This is a genomic window from Gelidibacter pelagius (assembly GCF_017581925.1).
Taxonomy (GTDB): Bacteria; Bacteroidota; Bacteroidia; order Flavobacteriales; family Flavobacteriaceae; genus Gelidibacter; species Gelidibacter pelagius.
The window spans coordinates 39,308-60,910 of the sequence record NZ_JAGEVG010000020.1 but is presented as its reverse complement, the minus strand read 5'-3'; the positions used below and the strand labels follow the sequence as shown (position 1 = coordinate 60,910).

Genomic DNA, 21,603 nt, shown 5'->3' with positions numbered 1-21,603 from the left:
ATGAAAGATACAGTATGAAAAAGTCGTTAATCGTGTAAATAGTTCATTTGATAGTTTCGATATTTGATGTAATTTGAATTAATTGTATATTCATCGTGTTTTGCTATAATTTATGGGACACGTTTACAATATCGATTCACAACTTCAACTTCTCGATGCTATCAAAGACAACGATTCAGTAGTTCTAAAGCAACTTTACATCAACAATTATTATAAGATTGAAGCTTTAGTCCTAAAAAACAATGGATCAAAAGAACACGCAAAAGATGTCTATCAAGAAGCATTTATTGCCGTTTGGAAAAACGTAAAAAACGATCAATTCATTCCTGAAAACGAAACCGCCCTACAAGGGTATTTGTATCGGATAGCTAAAAATAAATGGATGGATATCTTACGATCGCCAAGTTTTAAAAAAACAAAAATGATTCAACATGAACTTAATGTTTTAGATAAAAGCATCGACCAAAATGATCATGAAAAAGATGAAGAACAAGAGTTTTTCGAAAAAAGATTAAAACAAACCATGGAGGCTTTTAAAAACCTTGGTAGTCCGTGTAAAGAATTATTGACTGCTTTTTATTATGACAAAGCATCATTACGTGATATAGCAAATAAATTGAAAATTGAGGAAAACACAGCCAGGACGAAAAAATACAGATGTATGGAGAAACTTCGTCAATTGGCACTTGCCTCGAAAAAATAAAAAAATTGAAAGATTATAGCAACATAACCCCCGAATTACTTGAAAACCTTGAACGTTACGATAACGGATCAATGGGGCAAGAAGAACGATTAGCATTTGAAGAGCAGCTTCGCAGCGATGCTGATTTCAAAACATTAATTGAAGATATTAGATTGACGCTTTTGGGAATAGAAACCCAAGCGTTAAAAGAACGATTGGAAGAGTTTCATAAAGAAATTCCAGAAATTCGCCCTGTTGAGAAGAGTACTACAAATGTTCGTTTTTTAAGTTTTACCAAACTCGCCATAGCAGCCGGAATCATTATTGCGCTTGGCATGTTTTGGATGTTCAGTGGCTCATCTAACGACAAGCTCTACAGTAAACACTTTAAACCAGATCCTGGTTTGCCAACTGCAATGAGCTCTTCAGATAATTTTGCATTTTATGATGCCATGGTCAATTACAAGCGAGGAGATTACAAGACAGCCATACAAAAATGGGAGCAGTTAGAGAAAAAAGCTCCTCAAAATGATACGCTGTCTTACTTTTTGGGCGTTGCCAATTTAGCAGATAAAAACGCAGATCAAGCTATCACCTATCTACATAAGACAGTACAGAACCCAAAAAGCGTATTTGTTAAGGATGCCAATTATTATTTAGGAATGGCGTATCTGAAAAAAGACAATACAGAAGATGCCAAAAAACATTTTAAGTTAAGCAATACAGCAAACAGCCTTGAATTGCTTAGAAAAATGGACTAGACTATGAAACATCTAAAGCAAATATTTCTTTTAATTTGTTTTGTATTATGTAGTTTTTCCCATGCCCAAGATTCAAAAAAAAATGAATCGCAGTATATTGAAACACTTATTGCATCTGATTCTCTTCAAAAAGCCAAATCTGAGATCACTAAGCAAATTGAAAAATTTAAGGCTCAAAAAGACTATCATTCTTTATCAGCTCTTGTGTACTTACTCGGTAAAATTGAACTCGCCATCGACCACAAGGATAATCCATTGAAACATAGCTTAGAGCTGGCAAGTTTTATAGAAAATAACACGGCAAAATTAAAAACAAAACATCAGTTAAAAATAGATCTTTCCAAACTCTTCAATGAGCAAGGAAACCCGTTGGAAGCGTATGAGCATGCCAAAAAATCAAAATCAATAGCCTTAGCTTTAAAGGATGATGAATCTCTTTTGAATTCAGATTATTATTTAAGTGAATATGCTTTACGATCTGGAAATATTAATTTTTTTGAACAACATACGAGGGATGCCTTAAAAATTCTTGAAAAAAATCCTTCCCAAAAATTTAAGATATCAGCACGGGTTTACAACTATCTTGGTGCTTTAATGTACTTTACTTCAAAGCCAGATAGCGCCTCTTATTACTACGAAATTGGTCTAAAAAGAACTATTGAGATGGCGGACAACCCTGAAAATAGGTTATATTTTCCTGCAACCATAATGTCCAATATGGTGCTACTAAAGCAAAGCCAGAGCAAATACGCCGAAGCCATGCAATTAATACAAGAAAGCATCACACTATATAAGCGGTTCTTAACTAGCACAAATAATCATCCTCTAACTTTCAGAGTACACCGGAATCTCTCTTTAGCTTATCGTAATCTGTCAAGTCTCTATTTCGACCTTGGCGATTATGAAAATGCTAAAAAAATTAGTGTTTTGGCTTACAAGCATGCAAAAGACCATTTATTGCCTAACAGTTTAGAGAACTTCTCCGCGATAACTGTTCTTGCTGAAATAAAAATACCGTTAAAAGAATTGGAATCTTCATTAGAACTATTGAAGGAAGCAGAGCTTATAGCCGATAAAATACCTGGAGAGAATTTTCTGCTAAAAGCCAATATGTATTATATTAAAGGACGGATTCACCAAGAATTGAAAAACTATGAAGAAGCCAAAAAGTATTTAGAATTAAGTCACCGCCTGCATCAAAAAGCACATCCAAACGAGTATAGTAGAGATCACCTCTATACTGTTTTAAATCTATCGCTCGTGCTGGCGTCACTCAATGAAAAAGAAGAGGCCATTTCAATTTTAAAAAACGCGTATGATTACTTCTTAAAGAGCAAGGGAGAGCAAAACAATTTAACCAATGCCGTTATGGTTGCCCTCGCCAAAACATCAATGTTGACCGAGGATTATGAGCAGAGTTTAGCATGGAGCAATAAAAGTATCGCCTTGTATGAAAAGTATAATAACACGCCCCAAAATAACTACGACAAATCACATTTTGAAGAAAATAAGGCAGAAATATTAGTCCTTAATGCAAGGTCCAAATACAAATTATCAAAAACTAAAGACAGCGTATTCTTGAAATCCATTCTGGTGGATGTTAAAAGCGCCATACACACTTTAGAAGAACGAAGAGCGCTATTATCGTCAGTTTCCGATGTCAATAGACTGATAGAAGCCAATCAGGATGCTTTTGATTTTGCCAAACAAATTAATCTCGCATTATATAAAGCCACAAACAACCAAAAGTACCTTAACGACATTGTTAGTTTACATGAATCTGCGCTGTACAATCGCATTCGCTCTCGTTTGAATTTAAAGAGCAATCTCACCTTCACCAATGTGCCGCAACAAATTACTGAAAGGGAAAAAACCTTAAAAACCAACCTCAGCAACTCCTTAAACAATTCAGAGGACATCGAAACGTTTTTGACTGCTGAAAATAATTGGAAGTATTTTTTGGATAGTTTAAAGGTCGATCATCCAAAATATTTTAAAATGCGCTACGCAACTATTGAACAGCCTATTGACAATTTGCAGAGCAGAATTCCAGACCACACTACACTAATTCGTTATTTATTTATTGATGACACGCTATACGCCTTCATCATTACAAAAACTGAAAAGAACCTCGTAAAATTAATTACCGAAAATTTAGACGATAACATTCTTAAATTGAATACCTATTCATTTAACGATCATGAAACGAGCTCCTATTCTGTTTCGCTTTATAACCAATTATGGAAACCTTTGGAAGATCTGGTTAAGACAAAACACGTCATCATTATTCCTGATAGGCAATTGTTCAATTTAAGTTTTGAAATGCTAACCCCTTTCAAGATTGATAATTATTCTGAAATGGCCACCAATAGTCTGTTATCAAAATACATCATATCCTACAATTACAGCTCATTATTGACCAATAAACCCAGTGAAACCAAAGAATATCACAACAATTTTGTCGCCTTTGTACCAGAGTTCAACGACCAAATGAAACGCGATTACCAGATTGCCATCAAAGACTCCCTTGAGTTGGACAAAACCTATCTGACACTCTTGCCACAACCGTTTACAAAGGACTTGGCCCATACGTCCACAAGACTATTTAAAGGGACGTCGTTCTTAAATGAAAGATCCACCAAAACATTATTCATGCACAGCGCCAAAGAGCACAAAATCATCCATATTGGCACGCATGCCGAATCGAATAATATCTCGCCAGAACTATCGCGATTGGTTTTTGCAAAATCGATGGACTCCACCTCCACGGGTACTAATTACCTGTACACCTACGAAATTTACAATACAAACTTATCGTCAAACCTCGCCATTTTAACCGCTTGCGAAACCGGAAAACCAAGTTATCAAGCTGGAGAAGGCATGATCTCCTTGGCACACGCCTTCAATTATGCAGGCAGCGAAAGCATATTGACCAGTCTTTGGAAAATAGATGAACAATCGAGTGCCAAGATTATTGAATATTTTTATGATTATCTCAAAAAAGGCTGGACTAAGGACAAAGCTTTACAACAAGCGAAACTGGATTATATTTCTACTGCCGACGGACGTACGGCACATCCTCAATATTGGGCGGGATTGGTTCTTATTGGAGATACGAGTCCCATTCAGCTACAATCCTCATCAAATCTCATCTACTGGGTATTGGGCGGCTTGTGTATCGTCATTATCATTGTCTTTTTAAGTAGACATCGGAAGACTAAAAAAAAGAGCCATTATTTCTAATGACTCCATAATTTACAATAAACCAAAAAAACAATCCCCTGAATTAATAGCATTTGGCTTATTACGCTATCATCGCAAAATTCAAAAATTGTCAGCATAAAAAAGCCACCAACCGAAATTGATGGCCTTTCTCAAAAACCTAAAAAACAAAATCTAATTCAATATTATTCTTTGACAATGCGTTTGGTCAAAACACCGGTCTTTCCTTTTATTTTCACGAAATACATCCCACTGGCGAAATTTTCCAAGGAAATCTCTTTGGACAGTCCCATTTGTTGGAGGTTGATAATGTTCATGGTCTTACCAGTAATATCAACTATGTCAGCGCTCAATAGTTCTAAATGTCCAACATTTTTAATGGTTAATATATGATGAACTGGATTAGGAAATAACAGCACATCGCTGTCACTTAATTCATAATCATCAATGCCCAATGAAAGATCATTGACCGTCAGATCAAAATTACAGGTGGCAACATTACCTGCTGCATCTGTAACAGCAAAAGTAATATTGTGGATACCATGGGTCAATTTGGTTCCTGCCACTGGCGATTGGACCACTGTAAAACTACAATTATCTGAAACCGTCAAGTCGCCTGTTCCAAAATAATCAGGAAGTGTATACTCAACGGCATTCACATCAACGGTCTGATCTGCCGGGCAGGTAACGATTGGCGCGGTGACGTCCTCTACGGTTATGGTGGCGGGAGCACTGGCTGAGTTTCCTGCTTCATCCGTTACGGTCAAAGTTACCGTATTACTGCCCAGATTACTACAATTGAAACTGGTCTTACTCAAGGTGTAAACTAAGTTGGCATTGGACGTTCCATTGTCACTTGAGCCGTTATTTACTTGAGAAGCGATAAGCGTCGCAGTTCCAGAGGCATTCAATTGCAAAGTGACATCCTGTGTAACTACTGTTGGTGGCTGGATATCCACTCGTGATGAAATAGTTAATCTTACTGCTTTATCATTCGGATAGGTGACATTAAAGGTATATCTAAAACCGTTATAATCGGCAGTTAAAGGTGTGGTCAAGCTTTTTGTGGCAATAGTTCCAGAAACTGTTGCAATGGTAAATGAATTTCCGACGGCGGCATCAAAGCCCATGGTTACATTAACATCACCATCAAACACCACATTGGTTCCGGTAATGGCCAAAAGGTCATATTCTGTGCCTTGGACCAAACCATTTAACTCTACATCCAATACAGAAGTGGCTGACGACTTATAATTTCCAACAACAGTTAACACACCTGGAGATCCGCCTGGGGCAAAAATACCGTTGTTGGTAAAGTTTGCCGCAGAAGGTAGATTTATGGTTGCTATTCCTTTTATAATAGCATCCAATTGATTATCCAAGGTACTTGAAAAACTTAAAGTTCCCGTATTGGCATCAATGATGCCCTTATTTGTCACTTCAATGCCAATATTAGATTTGTCAGAAACGATATCATTTGTAAAGGCTGTTTTGAGTAATCCTTCATTATTCAAAATCCTTGGGCTTCCACCACTTCCGGAAAAACCTGAACCGTCGCCAATAAATTGAATGACACCTGACGTCATATTATTCACCACACTATTGGTAGCGATATAAATGTCTCCTGATCCCATGAGGTTGACCTCACCTGTGTTGGTCAACACCGCACCCGAATTGACAGTAACATTATTAGTTTGAATGGCAATGATACTTTGGTTAATCAGTTCTCCACCGCTCAAATAACCACTTGTCCAATTAACAGTTTTATTCCCTGAAAAATTATAGGTCGCTGTTCCAGAAGGTATAATGGCAACTGTATTTTTCCAATTGATTGTGCCATCAACCACTCCTGTTAATGTCCCTGATAGCGTTACAGTCGAACTCCAATCTAAGACTCCGTTTGAAAAGACATTGTAAACTCCGCCGTTCAATTCTATACCAGAACTTGTCAAATCAAGTGTACCATTTTCAACCTGTATGACGCCCCCATTATTCCTTAATTCAATTCCAATAACTGCTTTATCAGTACTGTCAGCAAAACTGGTTTTTATTGTACCCTGATTGTTCAGAATTCGTGGCGCGGCACCACTACCCGAAAACCCGGCAGCATTTCCGCTAAAATCTATAATACCTGTTGCGGTGTTATTTAAGCTGGCACCTGTTGCCATATAGACATCTCCAGAGCCTACCAAATTAATTTGCCCATTATTGTTTAATGTCACACCAACAGCCATGGTGACATTATTGTTCTGCACCTTGATAATGCTATTATTGGTAAGTGCGGAACTTCCTGCCAACGTACCTGACAACCAATTTACCGTTTTATTACCTGTAAAGTTAAAGGCAGCTGGCTGATCAACAAGGACTTGAGATTTCCAGTTAAAGTTGCCATTAATAAGTCCAGATAAGGTGCCAGCCAAGGCGACCGTAGAACTCCACTCTAAGGTTGCACCCGAATACACATTATAGGTACCATCTGTCAATGTGGTGCCTGAGCTGGTCAAATCAAGTGTTCCACTCTCCACTTGAATCGTTCCATTATCGTTTCTCAATTCTACTGCAATAATAGCTTTAGCACTTATATCATTAAAGGAAGTTTTGATAAGACCTTTATTATTTAAAATTCTTGGCATTCCACCGCTGGCTGAAAAACCAGAACCATCCCCTTTAAAATCGATAATTCCGTTGGTATTATTATTAAGTGTGGCATTTGTGGAAATGTATATATCCCCAGTCCCAACTAAGATTATTTGTCCATTATTTGTTAGGGTGGTGACATTTTCTATAGTAACATTACTATTTTGTATTTCAATTTCACTTTGATTGTTGAGCGTTCCGCCCCCTGTTAAACGACCACTAACCCATTTTACTGTTTTATTTCCCGAAAAGTTAAAAGTCGCCGAATTCAATACGTTAACCAAACTTCTCCAAATTAAATCTCCTTGAACATTACCGGTTAAGGTACCAGATAAACTTACCGTGGCAGCCCAATCTAACGTTGCGCCAGATACCACGTTGTAGACACCACCTTCCAGCTCGATTCCAGCACTTGTAAAATTAAGCGTTCCGTTATTGACCTGAATTGTGCCACCATTATTAACCATCTCAACCCCAATGGAAGATTTATGCGTCGCATCGGAAAAAGATGTTCTGATAAGTCCTTGATTGTTTATAATTCTCGGTGCCGCCCCACTTCCAGCAAAACCAGAATTATCTCCTTGGAAATCTATAATGCCAGATGCAGTATTGTTGATAACACCGTTAGTTGAGATATAAATATCTCCTGAACTAGTCAATTTAATAGTTCCGTTGTTAGTTAAAATGGTGGAAGAGGCGAGGGTTACATTATTTGAGGAGACGTTGATGGACCCCATGTTATTCAAAACGCTGCCGTTTCCCGTGATCGTGCTAGTGTTCCAGTTAATTGTAGTATTGGCCTCAAACGATGATGCATTTAGATAACTTAAATTGTTGGAAATATTCAAGGTAGCGTTTCCTTGTACCACAATCGATTTGGTGGTTGCCACAACATTAATGTCAACGGTAAATCCTGTAGGGATCACCACATCATTTGCTGTTGTTGGCACGGCATTCAAACTCCAATTGGCAACCGTGTTCCAATTGGTGTTGGCTCCAGCACCCGTCCAAGTGTTGGTTTGCGCGTTCACTGTCATGTAAGAGGCACAAAACAATGAAAAAATCAGTAAAATTTGTCTCATGATTAATAGCATTTATATGGTTAAATAATTACATCGGAGCAATTTTAAAATGTGAGCATAAAAAAATGCTAATTCGAAGATTTCTTGAAAATTTCAAAGATCTATAAACTATAATGGTCTAAAAATCGGATTGTTCAGCTTTAAGATCGCATTCTCATATAGGTTTACGTGGATGCGTATAGGCCAACAATTATCCCCATCTACACAGATCGTGCGGATGGGGATAAATTAGTATTAACTTCCTTTCAAAATATATTTTAAAGTTTTACCCAGAATATTTCGAAATAGGCTACTTCTTCACAATTCTGAAGGTTTTTTGACTTCCATCGATAGAAACCTTCATCAAATAAACTGCGGATTGTAGTTGGTTAGTGTCCAAATGCACTTCCAATGTATTAGGCATGACTTCAATTACTTTTTGGCCCAGTAAGTTGTACACTTCAACGTTTTCAATCAGAACTCCCGATTGCAGCGTCAACTGATTTTTAACAGGGTTTGGATAGTAAGTGAAGTTTGGAAACACAGGATCATCCATTCCCAAAGTCATCTCAGCGACCTCTGTCCAGGCACTATTGGTACTTCCACAGGTTGAACGTACTTTAATGCTGTATCCTTGTCCTGTTGTCAGGTCGAGGATCGTCTCCGGGGTATTGCTGACCATTGCCGAACCACTATCAGTGGCATCATTGGTGTTCAGATAAGAGAGCTCCCATTGGGTTTCATTGCCACCAGGCGTCCAAGATACTGGAAGATGGGCTCCGTCTCCATCAAAAGTAACCGTTCCCAAGGTTAAGTTAGTTGGGGTTGGGCAATCTACAGGATCCACACCTGAACTGACCTTAACGGTGTAAGCCTCTACTTGTCCCAAAGATCTAGGTAATTCACAGGCATTGGGAACATATTCAGAGTTTTGATCCTCACCCCTACACATCACCCGCATTCGCGTCATTCCATTAACTGCTTCTTCTGGGACTTGAATATCCATTGAAATGACCTTATCGTCAAAACCATTAGATCTGTAAATAGTGCCTACCTCATAACGTTCATCATCATTATTGAACTCACCATCTTGATTCCAATCGATAAACACAGTAAAGGAGTTTCTATATTCTATCGTATTGCCTTCGATATTAATGGTATAGGTATCCCCAGCATTGACTTCTGCTACCATGCTGGTAAAATCTTGAAAACCAGGCCCCGAACTACCGCCAAGTTGAAGATTTTTAATAGTGGCAAATTCAACATTCGTAATCGGATGGACATTTTCGGGATACACCATGCAATAACCACCTTCTAACTCCGTAATAAATCTGGCCATAGCAGAAGACGGAATCGAACTCCGATCATCTTCAGCACATACAGCCACCACATATACCTGATATTCTTCTGCAGGGTTGAGACCTGTCAAGATGACTTCGGGGTTGCCTTGCACAGTGACCGATTCTCCTTCTCCTTTTTCAGGATCAAAACTAATTAGTCTTTCATTTTCAGGATCATAACGAATAACACCCCCATAATAGACAATCCATTCGTTTTCATTGCTTCCCGCTTCCCAAGATATTTTAGCGCTGTCGTGGCTGACGTCATCTATCTGTATATTCGTTGGACGAGGACAGCTGATTTGGGTTTTAAAAGTTTGGGGACCGACCCAATAACTTTCATCCTCAACAGCACAGACAGTTCTTAGGTACACATCATAGGAGGTCTCTGAAATTAAATTTACAAGGGTAGTATTTGAACTTCCTTGAACAGTAACGGATGTTCCATCTTCCAAATGGTTAAACCCAGATTCCCCATATAGCACTTCCCATTGATCTTGACCTGTGGAAGTCCAACTTACTTGCGCTTGACGGGTTTCTATATTATCAACCACTACTTCAGAAGGGACCGGACAGGTTCGAACCACATCAATAAAAATATCGTCCAAGTATATCCAAAACTTATCTTCATCAGAATGCGACTGAAATCCAAAATAATAAACGCCATCGTTATCTACGCTAAATACAATTTCATTTTTATGCGCATCTTTTATGCTAAACTCATGATCTGCCAATTCTTCAGTCATTGCTGAAGAATTTGCGGCGGTCCCATAAGCTACTTTTAATTTTTCTATACGTTCATAGCTATTGTTAGCATATACATAAGAAATCAAATAGTCTACTCCAGCTTCTAAATTAATGCCTTGGGTAAAATACCATGAATCAACAGGACCATCACCAACATTGGTGTTTTTATGCCTCAAAACATTACCCTTGAAACCAAAAGTGTTAAGTGAATAAGTAACCCATCCGTCACCATTGTTTGCTTCCAAAGATCCACAGTTAGGGATGTTTGGCACTGTAACACTTTCAAAGTTTTGAAGGAAAGGAGTGTCGGTAGCTGTACATCTTGTAATAAATTTCACCGGACCAGTCCATGCGCTAACCCCGTCTTCTGCGCCACAATTTACCCTCACATAGGCGTCATACGATGTATTGGATGTCAGTTGATCTAATGTTAGGGGAGAATTCACATTGCTTGCAGTAGGGGTAGTGTTTTCATTCGGAGCAGCGCCGCCAGCTTCAGCAAAATATACGTCGCTGTGATCGGTATCCGTTTCCCAACTGAAGACGGCGCTGTTCGTTGTGATGTTGGCAATAGTTGCATTGGTTGGTTCAGGACAAGGGGGAATTAGATTGACTTCAAAATCATCTAAGTGATAATCATAATAAGCAGAATTCGAATTATGCCGTAATGCGATATAGTTTCCTGAACCTGAAAGCGACACTTGATTTAGATCAAAGTAGTACTCAGTAAAATCGTTATTATCAGGATCAATGGTTGCTACAAGTTCAAAAGTACTGATATCGTTGGCATCACTCATCACGCCAACATCTATAGTTCCCGAACGTACTTCCTCTCGTTTCAAGGTGAATTTGACACGCAAATTGGAGATATCTTCTGCAAATGATGGCGATACGACGTAGGTAGGTGTGCCAGTCTGAGAATAAAATCGTAAAGTATTCGGAAAGCTTGAAGTTTGATAATGTCCACTAATTGATGGGAACATGTTAATGGCAGTACTGTTATTTACTACCGGTCTCTCCCAACATTGAGGAAACCAATAAGCTCCTGTTCCAAAGACATCAAAGTTTTCTGTATAGGGTATAGAAACAGGGTCGCATGTCGTGGAAAACCTTATTGGATCTGACCATTCACTCACCCCGTCTTGCTCACCACAATTAGCACGTAAGTAAGCATGATATTCTATTCCGGGAGTTAAATTATCTACAGTTAATGGAGCGCTTGCGTCTGAGTGAGTTGGTATACTGCTTACAGTTGGCGCTGGTTTATAGGACCTCACAAGATATATATCACCCAGATCAGCATCTGAAGCCCAGCTGAGCTCTGCACTGGTAGGCATGACGTTATCCACCACTAAATTAGTTGGTCTTTTACAAGAGGTTATATTTAAGGTATAAGGCGTCTTTTGTGGATAACGGTCAGTAGAAATTACAATATAATAGGTGACGCCTGATGTCACAGGAAGCTGGTACACATTTAAATTTTCAATATTTTGGCTCGAATCGCCACCAACAGTGCTCTCAAAGGGGCAACCAGTGAATATGAATACACCAGTATTTTCCCTCTGTTTAGTCACGGAAATATCAATAGTGTTATCTTCGGAAGGCGTGAATGCATAAACCACATCATCTCCTCTTAAAAAACTTGAAGAAGGATCACCAATCGCACCGTCGGCACGAGGCGGTTTATCTGATGAGCCATAGTGGTCTCCATAATCTCCAGTGTTTCCACTGTGTGTAAAAGGCAAGCTGGAGATTACTATTGGGTTTTCACAAACTTCACCTGCTATTTGTGCATTCGCCGTGGTAAAGGCGAAGGTAAAAACCAAAACGGTGACCAACAGTACTTTCAAAACAACCCCATGCCAAGGGAGGCCATTTCTGGTTAAATTTTTCATTGTCGAGTTTTTCATGGTATCATTTTTTGAAGATTATAAATTAGATTTTGCTCACATTACAAATACCGAGGATCAACAGTAAATTTGGGTCACATTACAACTTGCCGTTTGTACAGCGTTCAAACTCTAATTGACTATGGTATTGCTGTTGGTGTAGGCACCATCACCTGTCCTGATGTTAGCATGCGCATTGACTGTCACACAAATAGCACAGAACAGTGAGAGAATTAGTAAAATTTGACTCATGATAAATCGCAATTATTAGCCTAAATAACTACATCGGAGCAATTTTAAAATGTGAGCAGCTTTTTTCTAAAAAAATTTAAACCACTTTTATCCGTGGGACGATAGGTCTAATTTGAGATAAAAAATTGCACGTTATTATTAAGTTTGACCATTCCTAAATTAATTTGGATGCAGCAAGTTGTTAAAAGGTCATGCTCAGATAACAACAAACAGGTAGGATAAGATGGGATTCTTGCGGGAGGGATTATCCCGATAGAGCTATCGGGACAACCAACATTTTCCAATGCGCTTTCGGCTTTTGGAAAATGGGTTTAGATCCCGCACAAAAGCGGGATTAGTTCAACCAACATTTTCCAACGCGCCTTCGGCTTTTGGAAAATGGGTTTCACTAACAAAAGGCTGCCATTTCTGGCAACCTTTCACCTTAAATAAACCTTAAATTTCCCTAGCTGATCAATAGCATTATGAGGTTTACTTTAGCACATCGATGGACTTTAGAAATGACAGCAGGTATTTTTGAATAAATTTCTGTTTTAACTAAAAAATCGCCTAATATGGGGCTTCATCATACAATTACCCGATTGCTGCCAAGAATTCTCAAGACTTAAAATGGAGAGATTAAAGCATAAAGAAAGTGCAGAAGTTTTAAATCTTTCTACAAAAACTGTGGAGTCACAAATGCGGATGGTTTTTATAAAACAGCAATACTATGGTCTTCAAAATCTTAATTTAGAATTTTTATAAGCAGGACTGCAATCGTTAACCCTTTCCCAAATGTGAATTTTTTAAGAGAATTAGGGATATAATTCCTTATGTTATCCTTTAACCTAAAAATTACTAATAGTGAGAACAACCCTAGAAAAAGCTAGACAAAAAACAAATGAAAATAATATTGACGTTCTACAAGCAATTATAGAAAAGAACTATGACGCGCTTAAAGGCTACAGAAAAGCGATGATGGATGTACAGGATCCTGAATTAAAAAGCTTTATGCAAGACCAAGCACGTCAACGCAGTAAATTTACAAATGAAATTGATCAGGAAATCCGAAATTTAGGTGACACTCCGATAGAGAACGGTAGTATGGCGGCAACCTTACATCGTACCTGGATTGATATTAAAAGTCGCGTTGCAAGCAATGCTGACGAAACTATTATTGAAGAGGTGATTCGCGGAGAGAAAGCTAAAGTCAAAGAGTATAAAGGAGCTTTAAAAAATAATTTATTGGCACCAGAAACTCATAATCTTTTGCAATCTCAATTAAAAGCGATCAAAAACACCCTAAAGGAAGTAAAACAGCTTTAATAACAATTGAACATTTTAAGGTACAACTTCCAAATTGGAGGTTTTTTTATGCTTAAATGCTACTGTTAAGACCTATACATAAGGATATGAACCGGGATTTTTTTATAAAATCAGCCGCCGTTCCTGAACTTGAAAAGAAGTAAAATACCCATGTTCACAAAATATTATATGCTATAAATTTGATTAATAACAGCAATGCAGTCTTCCGGAGGGAGGTGATTAGAAGCGCTTTAACACTCTTTAAGAAAATCAATTCTCAATGTTAATCCTATCCCAAATAAGATTTCTTTAAGATAATTACACGTCTGATATTTGTAATTTAGTGATGAACTTAAAAATTATATACTCATGAAAACCTCATTAGAAGAAGCAAGAGAACAAACACATAAAGATACTGTCAATGTTTTACAAGGTATCATAGAAAAGAATTACGACGCCGAAAAAGGCTACAAAAAAGCGATGCAGGATGCTAAAAATCCAGCGTTGAAAAACTTTTTAAAACAACAAGCATTACAGCGAAGTACATTTGCCACGGCAATCGACAAGGAGTTGCGTGATTTGGGTGAAGCTCCAAAAGAAAGTGGAAGTGTCACAGGAACCTTACATCGTGCATGGATTGACATTAAAAGCTCTGTAGCTGGAAACGACGATGAAGCTGTATTGGAAGAGGTGATTCGCGGAGAAAAAGCAAGTGTTGATGAATATGAAGATGTGATGAAGAAAAACACATTAGCTCCGAAAATCCAAAACGTCCTACAATCACAATTAAGAGACATTCAAGGAACGCTCAATCGTGTAAAAACGCTTGAAGATATTGCATAATTGCAAACTGAATTAGATTATTGAAAGACCTCCTTTTAGGGAGGTTTTTTATGTTTATAAACCAATTCTTAAAAGTAAATCAACTACCAGCTCCCACCGCCACCGCCACCAAATCCCCCGCCTGAAGAACCTCCACCACCCGAAGATCCGCTACTACTTGGTGAACTGACCATGGTCGATTTGGCAGACGACATCGTGTTGGCAAAAGAATTGGAAAAACTGTTCATAGTTAAAGGCACTGTTGATGTTGAACTATACCATTGTGGTGGTGGTATATTTAAGGCATCAAATTTATTGGCCCATTTATCAAACAGTCCAAATGCCAGTGCGTAACCCATGGTCGTTTCAAAATAGGAAGGATCTTCTGCAATCAGCATTTTCAACTTATTAAGTTCAGCTATTTTTATAAATTGTTTAAATCCTTTCAGTTCAGAAAACGTAGCATTTCCCTTCGCATTCTTTTTTATCATATACTTATTCATGAAGAGCAAGAATAAGGTCAAAATGATAACGGCAAACATGGCAATAAAACCCCACACAAACAAAAGCAAAGGTGCCAACGCCAAAGCCAGTAAAACAAGCACTACATAGGTGATGATCTGCACTCGCTTCGCACCTCCATCATAATATGGTTTTGCCGCCTTCTTTAAAGTACTGCGTGCACTGCCCATTGTGGTGTAAAATTTATTTTTTAAACTACTGATGAGTACTTCTGTATCATTGGGAACGATGGAAGTTCCAAACAGCCCATCAAAAATGGTTCTTTCATAACTCGTGGCCTCATCAGGCAAAGGCTTTAAAGCAATTAATTTGGTATCGGAAGATGAAAACCAGCCTTTTTTCGGAATCTCCTCAATTCTTAAAATCCCTTTGGACCCCCAATAGGGAATCAAGGCAATCAGATCAGAAATGTCATCAGCATCGTTGATCAGAAATCCGGCCATGGCAGGATCCATCCCATCAGGCGGGAAATAACTGGTGATGCTCACCACTTTATCGTCCTTACCAAATCGCAACCAAGTCATATAAAAACCGCCAAGCAATGTAGCCAATACCAACACCCAACCGTAATCTGTCCAAAAAGGCCACAATGGTTTAATTTCTGCAATGGCGTTTGGAGGTAGATTGATCAATATAGTTACACTTTGACCTTGATAGGAAATAAAATCAGGTTTGCTTTTACCATCTATTGAGTTATTGGCAACGGTGAAATCAATCTCTTTGCTATCGGTTGTTTCACCTAAATATCCGGAATATACAAACACATCATTTGAGGCTATTGAAACTGAAGGCGGTAGATGGATGTTAAATTCAATAGTCTTAAAAATTGACGACCAATCGCTGGGTTTTAAATTCCAATAGAATTTAATGCCATCGGTTTCATGGAGAAAAGCATTGTGAACCCGGTATCTAATTTCATAGTGTTGCGGCCCCACAACGGTCTTGTTGGCGTCACCAATTTTAATTTGATAATTCGTCGACAGTTTCTGTTCAAATCCTGATGGCGCTTCAAAGTTGTGTCCAGGCACCTCAAGATCACTAATCTTAATTTTTCGGGTTTCCTGGTTGTCGGCTTCGGTCAAAAGATCGTACTTGGTCTGGATATCTCTATAAATCCCGTGCTTTGGAATTTCGAACGTAAGATCATAGTTTTCCACCACATCAAAATATCCTTCCTCGTGGATGGTAATATCCACCGTATAGTGATCGACCGTAAAATCTTGGGCATACCCAAAATTCAGGCTCAGAAAAGCAAGAAATAAAAATGATAGCTGTTTCATTGACATAGGTCTAATTTACGCAGTGAGGATGCGGTTTAAAATTAGCATATAGAAATGCTATGGGAATTCAAAAATAATTAAGTTGTTAAAAACTCACCTTAACGTTCTCCCGGCTTGCAGCATCAGCCTCAAAAAAGTCAAAATGTTGGTACTTGAGCACCCCAGCAAAAAGAGCACCCGGAAGACTTTCGCCATAAGTATTATTCTCGCGAACCGTTCCGTTATAATAGCGGCGACTCCGTTCAAGATTTTCTTCAATCTCATTGAGTTTGTTCTGCAAATCGAGGAAGCCAGCGTTTGCTTTTAAATCAGGATAGGCTTCACTCAGGGCAAAAATACTGCGCAAGGTCTGCTGTAATTGATTTTCTGCCTTTATCTGTGCATTGATATCACCATCTGGCACTTGCATAGCAGCATTACGTGCCTGAATGACCCTTTCTAAAGTCTCTTTTTCGTGTGTGGCATAACCTTTCACTGTTTCCACAAGATTCGGAATCAAATCATAACGGCGCTTAAGAGCTACATCAATATTGCCCCAAGCATCCTTCACCACATTTCGGTTTTTGGCGAAGTTGTTGAACACTGAGACCATTAAAAAAACAAGCAGGACGATGACGCCCAAAACAATATATCCAATCATAAAAGGGTGGTTTTTAACGGAAATTCCATCTTAAAACAGAAAATTCATTTATTAACAAGACACTAATATAATGATTTTTGCGGTACGGACAACGCGCGAGTGTACGGACAACTCGCGAGTGTACGGACAACTCGCGAGTTGTCCGTACGCGCGGGTTGTCCGTGCCAAAAGAAAAAAAAATTACCCTTGAACAAATTTAAATATTAACTTAGAGGTTTTTTAATGTTTATGCGGAGATGCCCATTAAAACACTTTCACGAATTTTAATCAAGAACTTCGGGGGCCGTCCGACTGACTCGGGTGAGCATGCCCAGGCGGTATGAACAAGAAATTATTTTTTCGATCGAGGCAAACCTCGTCGTACTAAAACCCACTGGTGGAAATAAAATGAAAAACACAAAGCTACACCTGTTACTTGCAGATGATGATATAGATGACTGTGACTTTTTTAGGGATGCCATAGATGAGATCTCAGACACTTTTGAGCTTACCGTATTAAACAATGGGGTTGAGCTTATGTCATTTTTGGTCACCGAGCCTGAAACCCATCCAAACCTCATTTTTCTGGATCTTAATATGCCAAAAAAATCAGGAATGGAATGTATTGCAGAGATCAAAGCTTCAGATTCCTTATCGCATATCCCAATTATCATTTACTCTACTTCTCTTGATCATATTGTGGTCAATACATTATACGATATGGGTGCTCATCATTACATCCAAAAACCAGCGGAATTCACAAGTATAAAAAGTGTTATTAAAAAAGTTATATCACTATTTGATCAGACATTATTGCAACCACGTTCAAGAGACAATTTTATTATTCAACCTTAACTCAATCCATGGATAGTAAAACTACAACATATAATTTTCTGGAAGGCGGTGGCGAAATGGGCGAGCTCATCAGAGCGAAAGATTGGAGCAAAACGCCTCTAGGAAATCCAGAAGACTGGCCAGAGAGTTTAAAGACCATGGTAAGTGTGATGCTAAATAACCCATTTGGCATGTACATAGCTTGGGGGAAAGAGTATACTCAAATATACAACGACGCCTACCGCCCTATTTTGGCCGACAACAAACATCCACAAGCTTTAGGGATCAGCACAAAGGAGTCCTTCTCAGAAATTTGGGAGATCGTAGAACCAATGTTTGACGGTGTAATGAGCGGAGAGTCTATAGGTTTTTCAGACTTTATGCTACCATTAAACCGAAACGGACAGATTGAAAACTGTTATTTTGATTTTGCATACAGCCCTATAAAATTAGCATCTGGAGAAGTGGGGGGAATCCTGGCGACCATCATAGAAACAACCAATGAAAAACAAGCTGAAGATGCTCTAATAGAAAGTAAAAATGAACTTGAATTTATCATAGAGTCCACTCAATTAGGAACTTTTGACTACAACCCTCTAACCAATAAATTCTCTGCAAATACAAGGTTGAAAACATGGTTTGGCTTGCCTACCGATGAGCTAATTGAACTCAACCATGCACTTGATGTTATTGTCAAAGAAGATAAGGAACGTGTGTTTAGGGCCATTAACAAAGTTTTACAAGATGATTCTTCGGGGAATTATGACATAGAGTACAGCATTATAAGTCCTGATTCAAGTAAACTGACCATAGTCCACGCTAAAGGAAGAGCATGGTTTAACGAAGAGAAAATCGCCTATAGATTGACTGGTACTTTAGAGGATGTTACCAATAGGGCGTTGGAAAGGAAAAAAATTGAAGAAAGCGAAAGGCTGCTTCGACTCATGATTCTTCAAGCCCCAGTTGCCATAGCAATATTTAGAGGGAATGACTACCATGTAGAAATTGCTAATAAATTGGCGCTCGAGATATGGGGAAGAACAGAAGAACAGGTCTTGAACAAACCTATTTTTGAAGCATTACCAGAACTTTTGACACAAGGCATAAAAGATTTTGTTGATGATGTGGTTAAAACTGGAAATACATTTTCTACACCTGAAATGCCCGTAGAATTTTTTAAGAAAGGGGAATTAGAAATTGTTTATATCAATTTCTCGTTTGAAGCACTTTATGATAGCGAAGGGCAGATCAATGGGGTAATGGCAATTGGTGTTGATGTGACGCCACAAGTACAAGCAAGAAAAAAAGTTGAAGAGAGTGAGCAAAGTATTCGCGCATTAGTAGATAGCGCACCCTTTCCGATTGGGGTTTTTACAGGAGAAGAGATGAGAATATCGCTTGCCAACCAATCAATCATGGATGCCTGGGGAAAAGGGAACGATGTGGTAGGAAAGTTATATTCCGATATTCTTCCAGAATTCGGAAGTCAACATATATTTGATCAGATACACAAGGTACGACATACCGGCATACCCTTTCACGCCAAAAATCAGAAAATTGAAATTGACAATAACGGAAAATTAGATGCTTTTTATTTCAATTATAATTTCACTCCATTAATCGATGGATCCGGTCATGTACATTCTGTAATGAATACGGCTGCCGATGTAACGGAACTTCACGAAGCCAAGGTAAAGGTAGAAGAGAGTGAAAAGAGATTCCGAGATATGGTCATGCAAGCGCCTTTGGGCATTGTCATTTTCCGAGGCCCCGAAAATGTGATTGAAATGGCTAACGAAAGTTATTTACAGTTAATAAATCAAACGGAAGAGCAATTTGTAGGCAAACCGCTTTTTGAAACCTTACCTGAAGTTGAAGATGCCATGGCACCCATAATTGCCAAACTCTATAAAACTGGAGACCCCTTCTATGGTTACGAATTGCCAATTCATCTTAATCGACATGGTACAACAGAACTGGGCTATTACAATTTTGTTTACCATCCGTTGAAAGAAAACAATGCCATTACCGGTATTATGGTCGTGGCTTCTGAAGTTACTGCAACGGTAAAGGCCAAGCATTTGATAGAAGAAAATGAAGAGAAACTAAAGCTTATTATTGAAGCGAGTGAACTTGGCGTCTACGATGTCAATTTGAAATCGGGAAAAATTATTGCTTCTGAGCGTTGTTATGAAATTCTAGGATTTCCTGAAAAAACCCATTTATCACATAAAGATATTATTACCACCATTCATCCTGATGATCTCATCATTCGGAAAAAAGCCTTTGAAAAAGCTTATGCAGAAGGCGTACTTCATTATCAGTCAAGAGTGATCTGGAAAGACCAATCCCTCCATTGGATAGATGCCAAAGGCAAGGTGTTTTATGACGAAGAAAACCAACCAAGCCGACTGTTAGGCACGGTCAGGGACATTACAGAAGAACACACTTTTCAACAACAACTATTGGAAAGAGAAGAAAAATTCAGACTCTTGGCCGACTCCATGCCACAACATGTTTGGACTTCAGATCCAGAGGGAAATCTCAATTATTTCAACCAATCTGTATATGATTTTTCAGGCTTGACTCCCGAACAAATTATTGAGGCCGGATGGATCCAAATTGTTCATCCTGATGACTGGGAAGAAAATATTAAAAAGTGGACCGAAGCAGTCAGAAACGGCAGTGATTTCTTAATAGAGCATCGATTCAGAAAACACAATGGTGAATATCGCTGGCAATTAAGTCGTGCAATTCCTCAAAAGGATGCCGATGGAAACATAAAAATGTGGGTGGGGTCAAGTACCGACATCCAAGAACAAAAAATGTTTACAACGGAGTTGGAAAACATGGTACAGTTGCGAACCAACGAGTTGGAGGAAAAAAACATAGATCTTGAAAAAATAAATAAGGAATTACAGTCCTTTGTCTATATCTCAAGTCATGATCTACAGGAGCCTTTGCGCAAAATCCAGACCTTTTCATCCCGTATTTTAGAAACTGAATATGAAACGCTATCGGATAATGCTAAAAAATATTTCGGTAGAATGCAAAAGTCAGCCTATAGAATGCAAAATTTAATCCAAGATTTAATCGCGTATTCCAGAACCAATGTCCAAGAAATAAAATTTGAAAGTGTTGATCTTTCTGAAGTAATCGAAGATCTGAAAGAAACTTTAAGTGAAGAATTGGAAGAAAATCACGTCACTTTTAAACTTCATGATATATGTACAATTGAAGTTATTCCTGTACAGTTTAAACAGATCCTTCATAATTTAATCAGCAATTCCATAAAATTCTCAAGAGCAGAGCTTCCAGTAATTATTGATATTAATTGTGAGAAAGTCGACGCAAAAAGCCTGGACATCGCTTTGCCATCAGATCATGAGCATTTTTACCATATCAGTTATACCGATAACGGGATTGGCTTTGAACCTGAATACAACCAAAAGATATTTGAAGTGTTCCAGCGCTTACATAGTAAAGATGAGTATTCAGGTACGGGAATTGGGCTCGCTATCGTGAAAAGAATCATTGAAAATCACGAGGGCGTTATTATTGCGAATGGAAGTCTAAACGAAGGTGCTAGGTTTGATATCTACATCCCAACGGAGTAAATTTTATTTTAAAACAGGGATTGGTTCAAACTAC

General features: G+C 38.4%; 11 protein-coding genes. 7 read left to right on the top strand and 4 right to left on the bottom strand.

The window, feature by feature from the left end; translation table 11 throughout:
- The first annotated feature begins 112 nt into the window (after positions 1-112).
- Genes J4051_RS15620 through J4051_RS15610 form a run of 3 tightly spaced genes read left to right on the top strand, consistent with a single transcriptional unit; the run spans position 113 to position 4,686 of the window.
- Positions 113-703, top strand: coding sequence for an RNA polymerase sigma factor (locus J4051_RS15620; protein ID WP_208234816.1), 591 nt, complete (start codon positions 113-115; stop codon positions 701-703).
- A 5-nt stretch (positions 704-708) separates the two neighbouring features.
- On the top strand, positions 709-1,443 hold the full coding sequence (locus J4051_RS15615) for a tetratricopeptide repeat protein (RefSeq protein WP_208234815.1): 735 nt from the start codon (positions 709-711) through the stop codon (positions 1,441-1,443).
- 3 nt (positions 1,444-1,446) lie between these two features.
- Entirely contained in the window at positions 1,447-4,686 is a 3,240-nt protein-coding gene (locus J4051_RS15610; RefSeq protein ID WP_208234814.1) for a CHAT domain-containing protein, read from the top strand.
- A gap of 164 nt (positions 4,687-4,850) precedes the next feature.
- Here the strand turns inward: J4051_RS15610 and J4051_RS15605 are convergent, their stop codons facing one another.
- Positions 4,851-8,384, bottom strand: coding sequence for a T9SS type A sorting domain-containing protein (locus J4051_RS15605; protein ID WP_208234813.1), 3,534 nt, complete (start codon positions 8,382-8,384; stop codon positions 4,851-4,853).
- A gap of 289 nt (positions 8,385-8,673) precedes the next feature.
- The gene (locus J4051_RS15600; protein ID WP_208234812.1) at positions 8,674-12,345 is read right to left on the bottom strand and encodes a fibronectin type III domain-containing protein; all 3,672 of its coding nucleotides are present in this window, start codon (positions 12,343-12,345) and stop codon (positions 8,674-8,676) included.
- Positions 12,346-13,434: 1,089 nt separating this feature from the next.
- On the opposite strand from J4051_RS15600, the gene J4051_RS15595 reads away from it, so the two are divergent.
- Both J4051_RS15595 and J4051_RS15590 read left to right on the top strand, forming a co-directional pair.
- Positions 13,435-13,896: a ferritin-like domain-containing protein gene (locus J4051_RS15595; protein WP_208234811.1), complete on the top strand. Its 462-nt coding sequence runs from the start codon at positions 13,435-13,437 to the stop codon at positions 13,894-13,896.
- Between the two features lie 348 nt (positions 13,897-14,244).
- A complete protein-coding gene (locus tag J4051_RS15590) occupies positions 14,245-14,718 on the top strand; it encodes a ferritin-like domain-containing protein (protein WP_208234810.1) in 474 nt (157 codons plus the stop codon).
- Between the two features lie 83 nt (positions 14,719-14,801).
- On the opposite strand, the gene J4051_RS15585 is transcribed toward J4051_RS15590, so the two are convergent.
- Both J4051_RS15585 and J4051_RS15580 read right to left on the bottom strand, forming a co-directional pair.
- Positions 14,802-16,499 carry a DUF2207 domain-containing protein gene (locus tag J4051_RS15585; protein WP_208234809.1) on the bottom strand — a complete coding sequence of 566 codons (1,698 nt, stop codon included), beginning with the start codon at positions 16,497-16,499 and terminating at the stop codon, positions 14,802-14,804.
- Between the two features lie 85 nt (positions 16,500-16,584).
- Complete coding sequence (locus tag J4051_RS15580; RefSeq protein ID WP_208234808.1) at positions 16,585-17,139, bottom strand: LemA family protein; 555 nt, start codon at positions 17,137-17,139, stop codon at positions 16,585-16,587.
- A gap of 387 nt (positions 17,140-17,526) precedes the next feature.
- On the opposite strand from J4051_RS15580, the gene J4051_RS15575 reads away from it, so the two are divergent.
- Positions 17,527-17,973, top strand: coding sequence for a response regulator (locus J4051_RS15575; RefSeq protein ID WP_208234807.1), 447 nt, complete (start codon positions 17,527-17,529; stop codon positions 17,971-17,973).
- 8 nt (positions 17,974-17,981) lie between these two features.
- On the top strand, positions 17,982-21,569 hold the full coding sequence (locus J4051_RS15570) for a PAS domain-containing sensor histidine kinase (RefSeq protein WP_208234806.1): 3,588 nt from the start codon (positions 17,982-17,984) through the stop codon (positions 21,567-21,569).
- The last annotated feature ends 34 nt before the right edge of the window (positions 21,570-21,603 follow it).

What these genes read in the sequence shown, in the direction of transcription:
- J4051_RS15575 (WP_208234807.1), top strand. Translation starts at nt 17,527, where the DNA reads ATGAAAAACACAAAGCTACACCTGTTACTTGCAGATGATGATATAGAT.
- J4051_RS15605 (WP_208234813.1), bottom strand. Translation starts at nt 8,384, where the DNA reads ATGAGACAAATTTTACTGATTTTTTCATTGTTTTGTGCCTCTTACATG.
- J4051_RS15620 (WP_208234816.1), top strand. Translation starts at nt 113, where the DNA reads ATGGGACACGTTTACAATATCGATTCACAACTTCAACTTCTCGATGCT.
- J4051_RS15585 (WP_208234809.1), bottom strand. Translation starts at nt 16,499, where the DNA reads ATGAAACAGCTATCATTTTTATTTCTTGCTTTTCTGAGCCTGAATTTT.
- J4051_RS15570 (WP_208234806.1), top strand. Translation starts at nt 17,982, where the DNA reads ATGGATAGTAAAACTACAACATATAATTTTCTGGAAGGCGGTGGCGAA.
- J4051_RS15590 (WP_208234810.1), top strand. Translation starts at nt 14,245, where the DNA reads ATGAAAACCTCATTAGAAGAAGCAAGAGAACAAACACATAAAGATACT.
- J4051_RS15580 (WP_208234808.1), bottom strand. Translation starts at nt 17,139, where the DNA reads ATGATTGGATATATTGTTTTGGGCGTCATCGTCCTGCTTGTTTTTTTA.
- J4051_RS15600 (WP_208234812.1), bottom strand. Translation starts at nt 12,345, where the DNA reads ATGAAAAATTTAACCAGAAATGGCCTCCCTTGGCATGGGGTTGTTTTG.
- J4051_RS15610 (WP_208234814.1), top strand. Translation starts at nt 1,447, where the DNA reads ATGAAACATCTAAAGCAAATATTTCTTTTAATTTGTTTTGTATTATGT.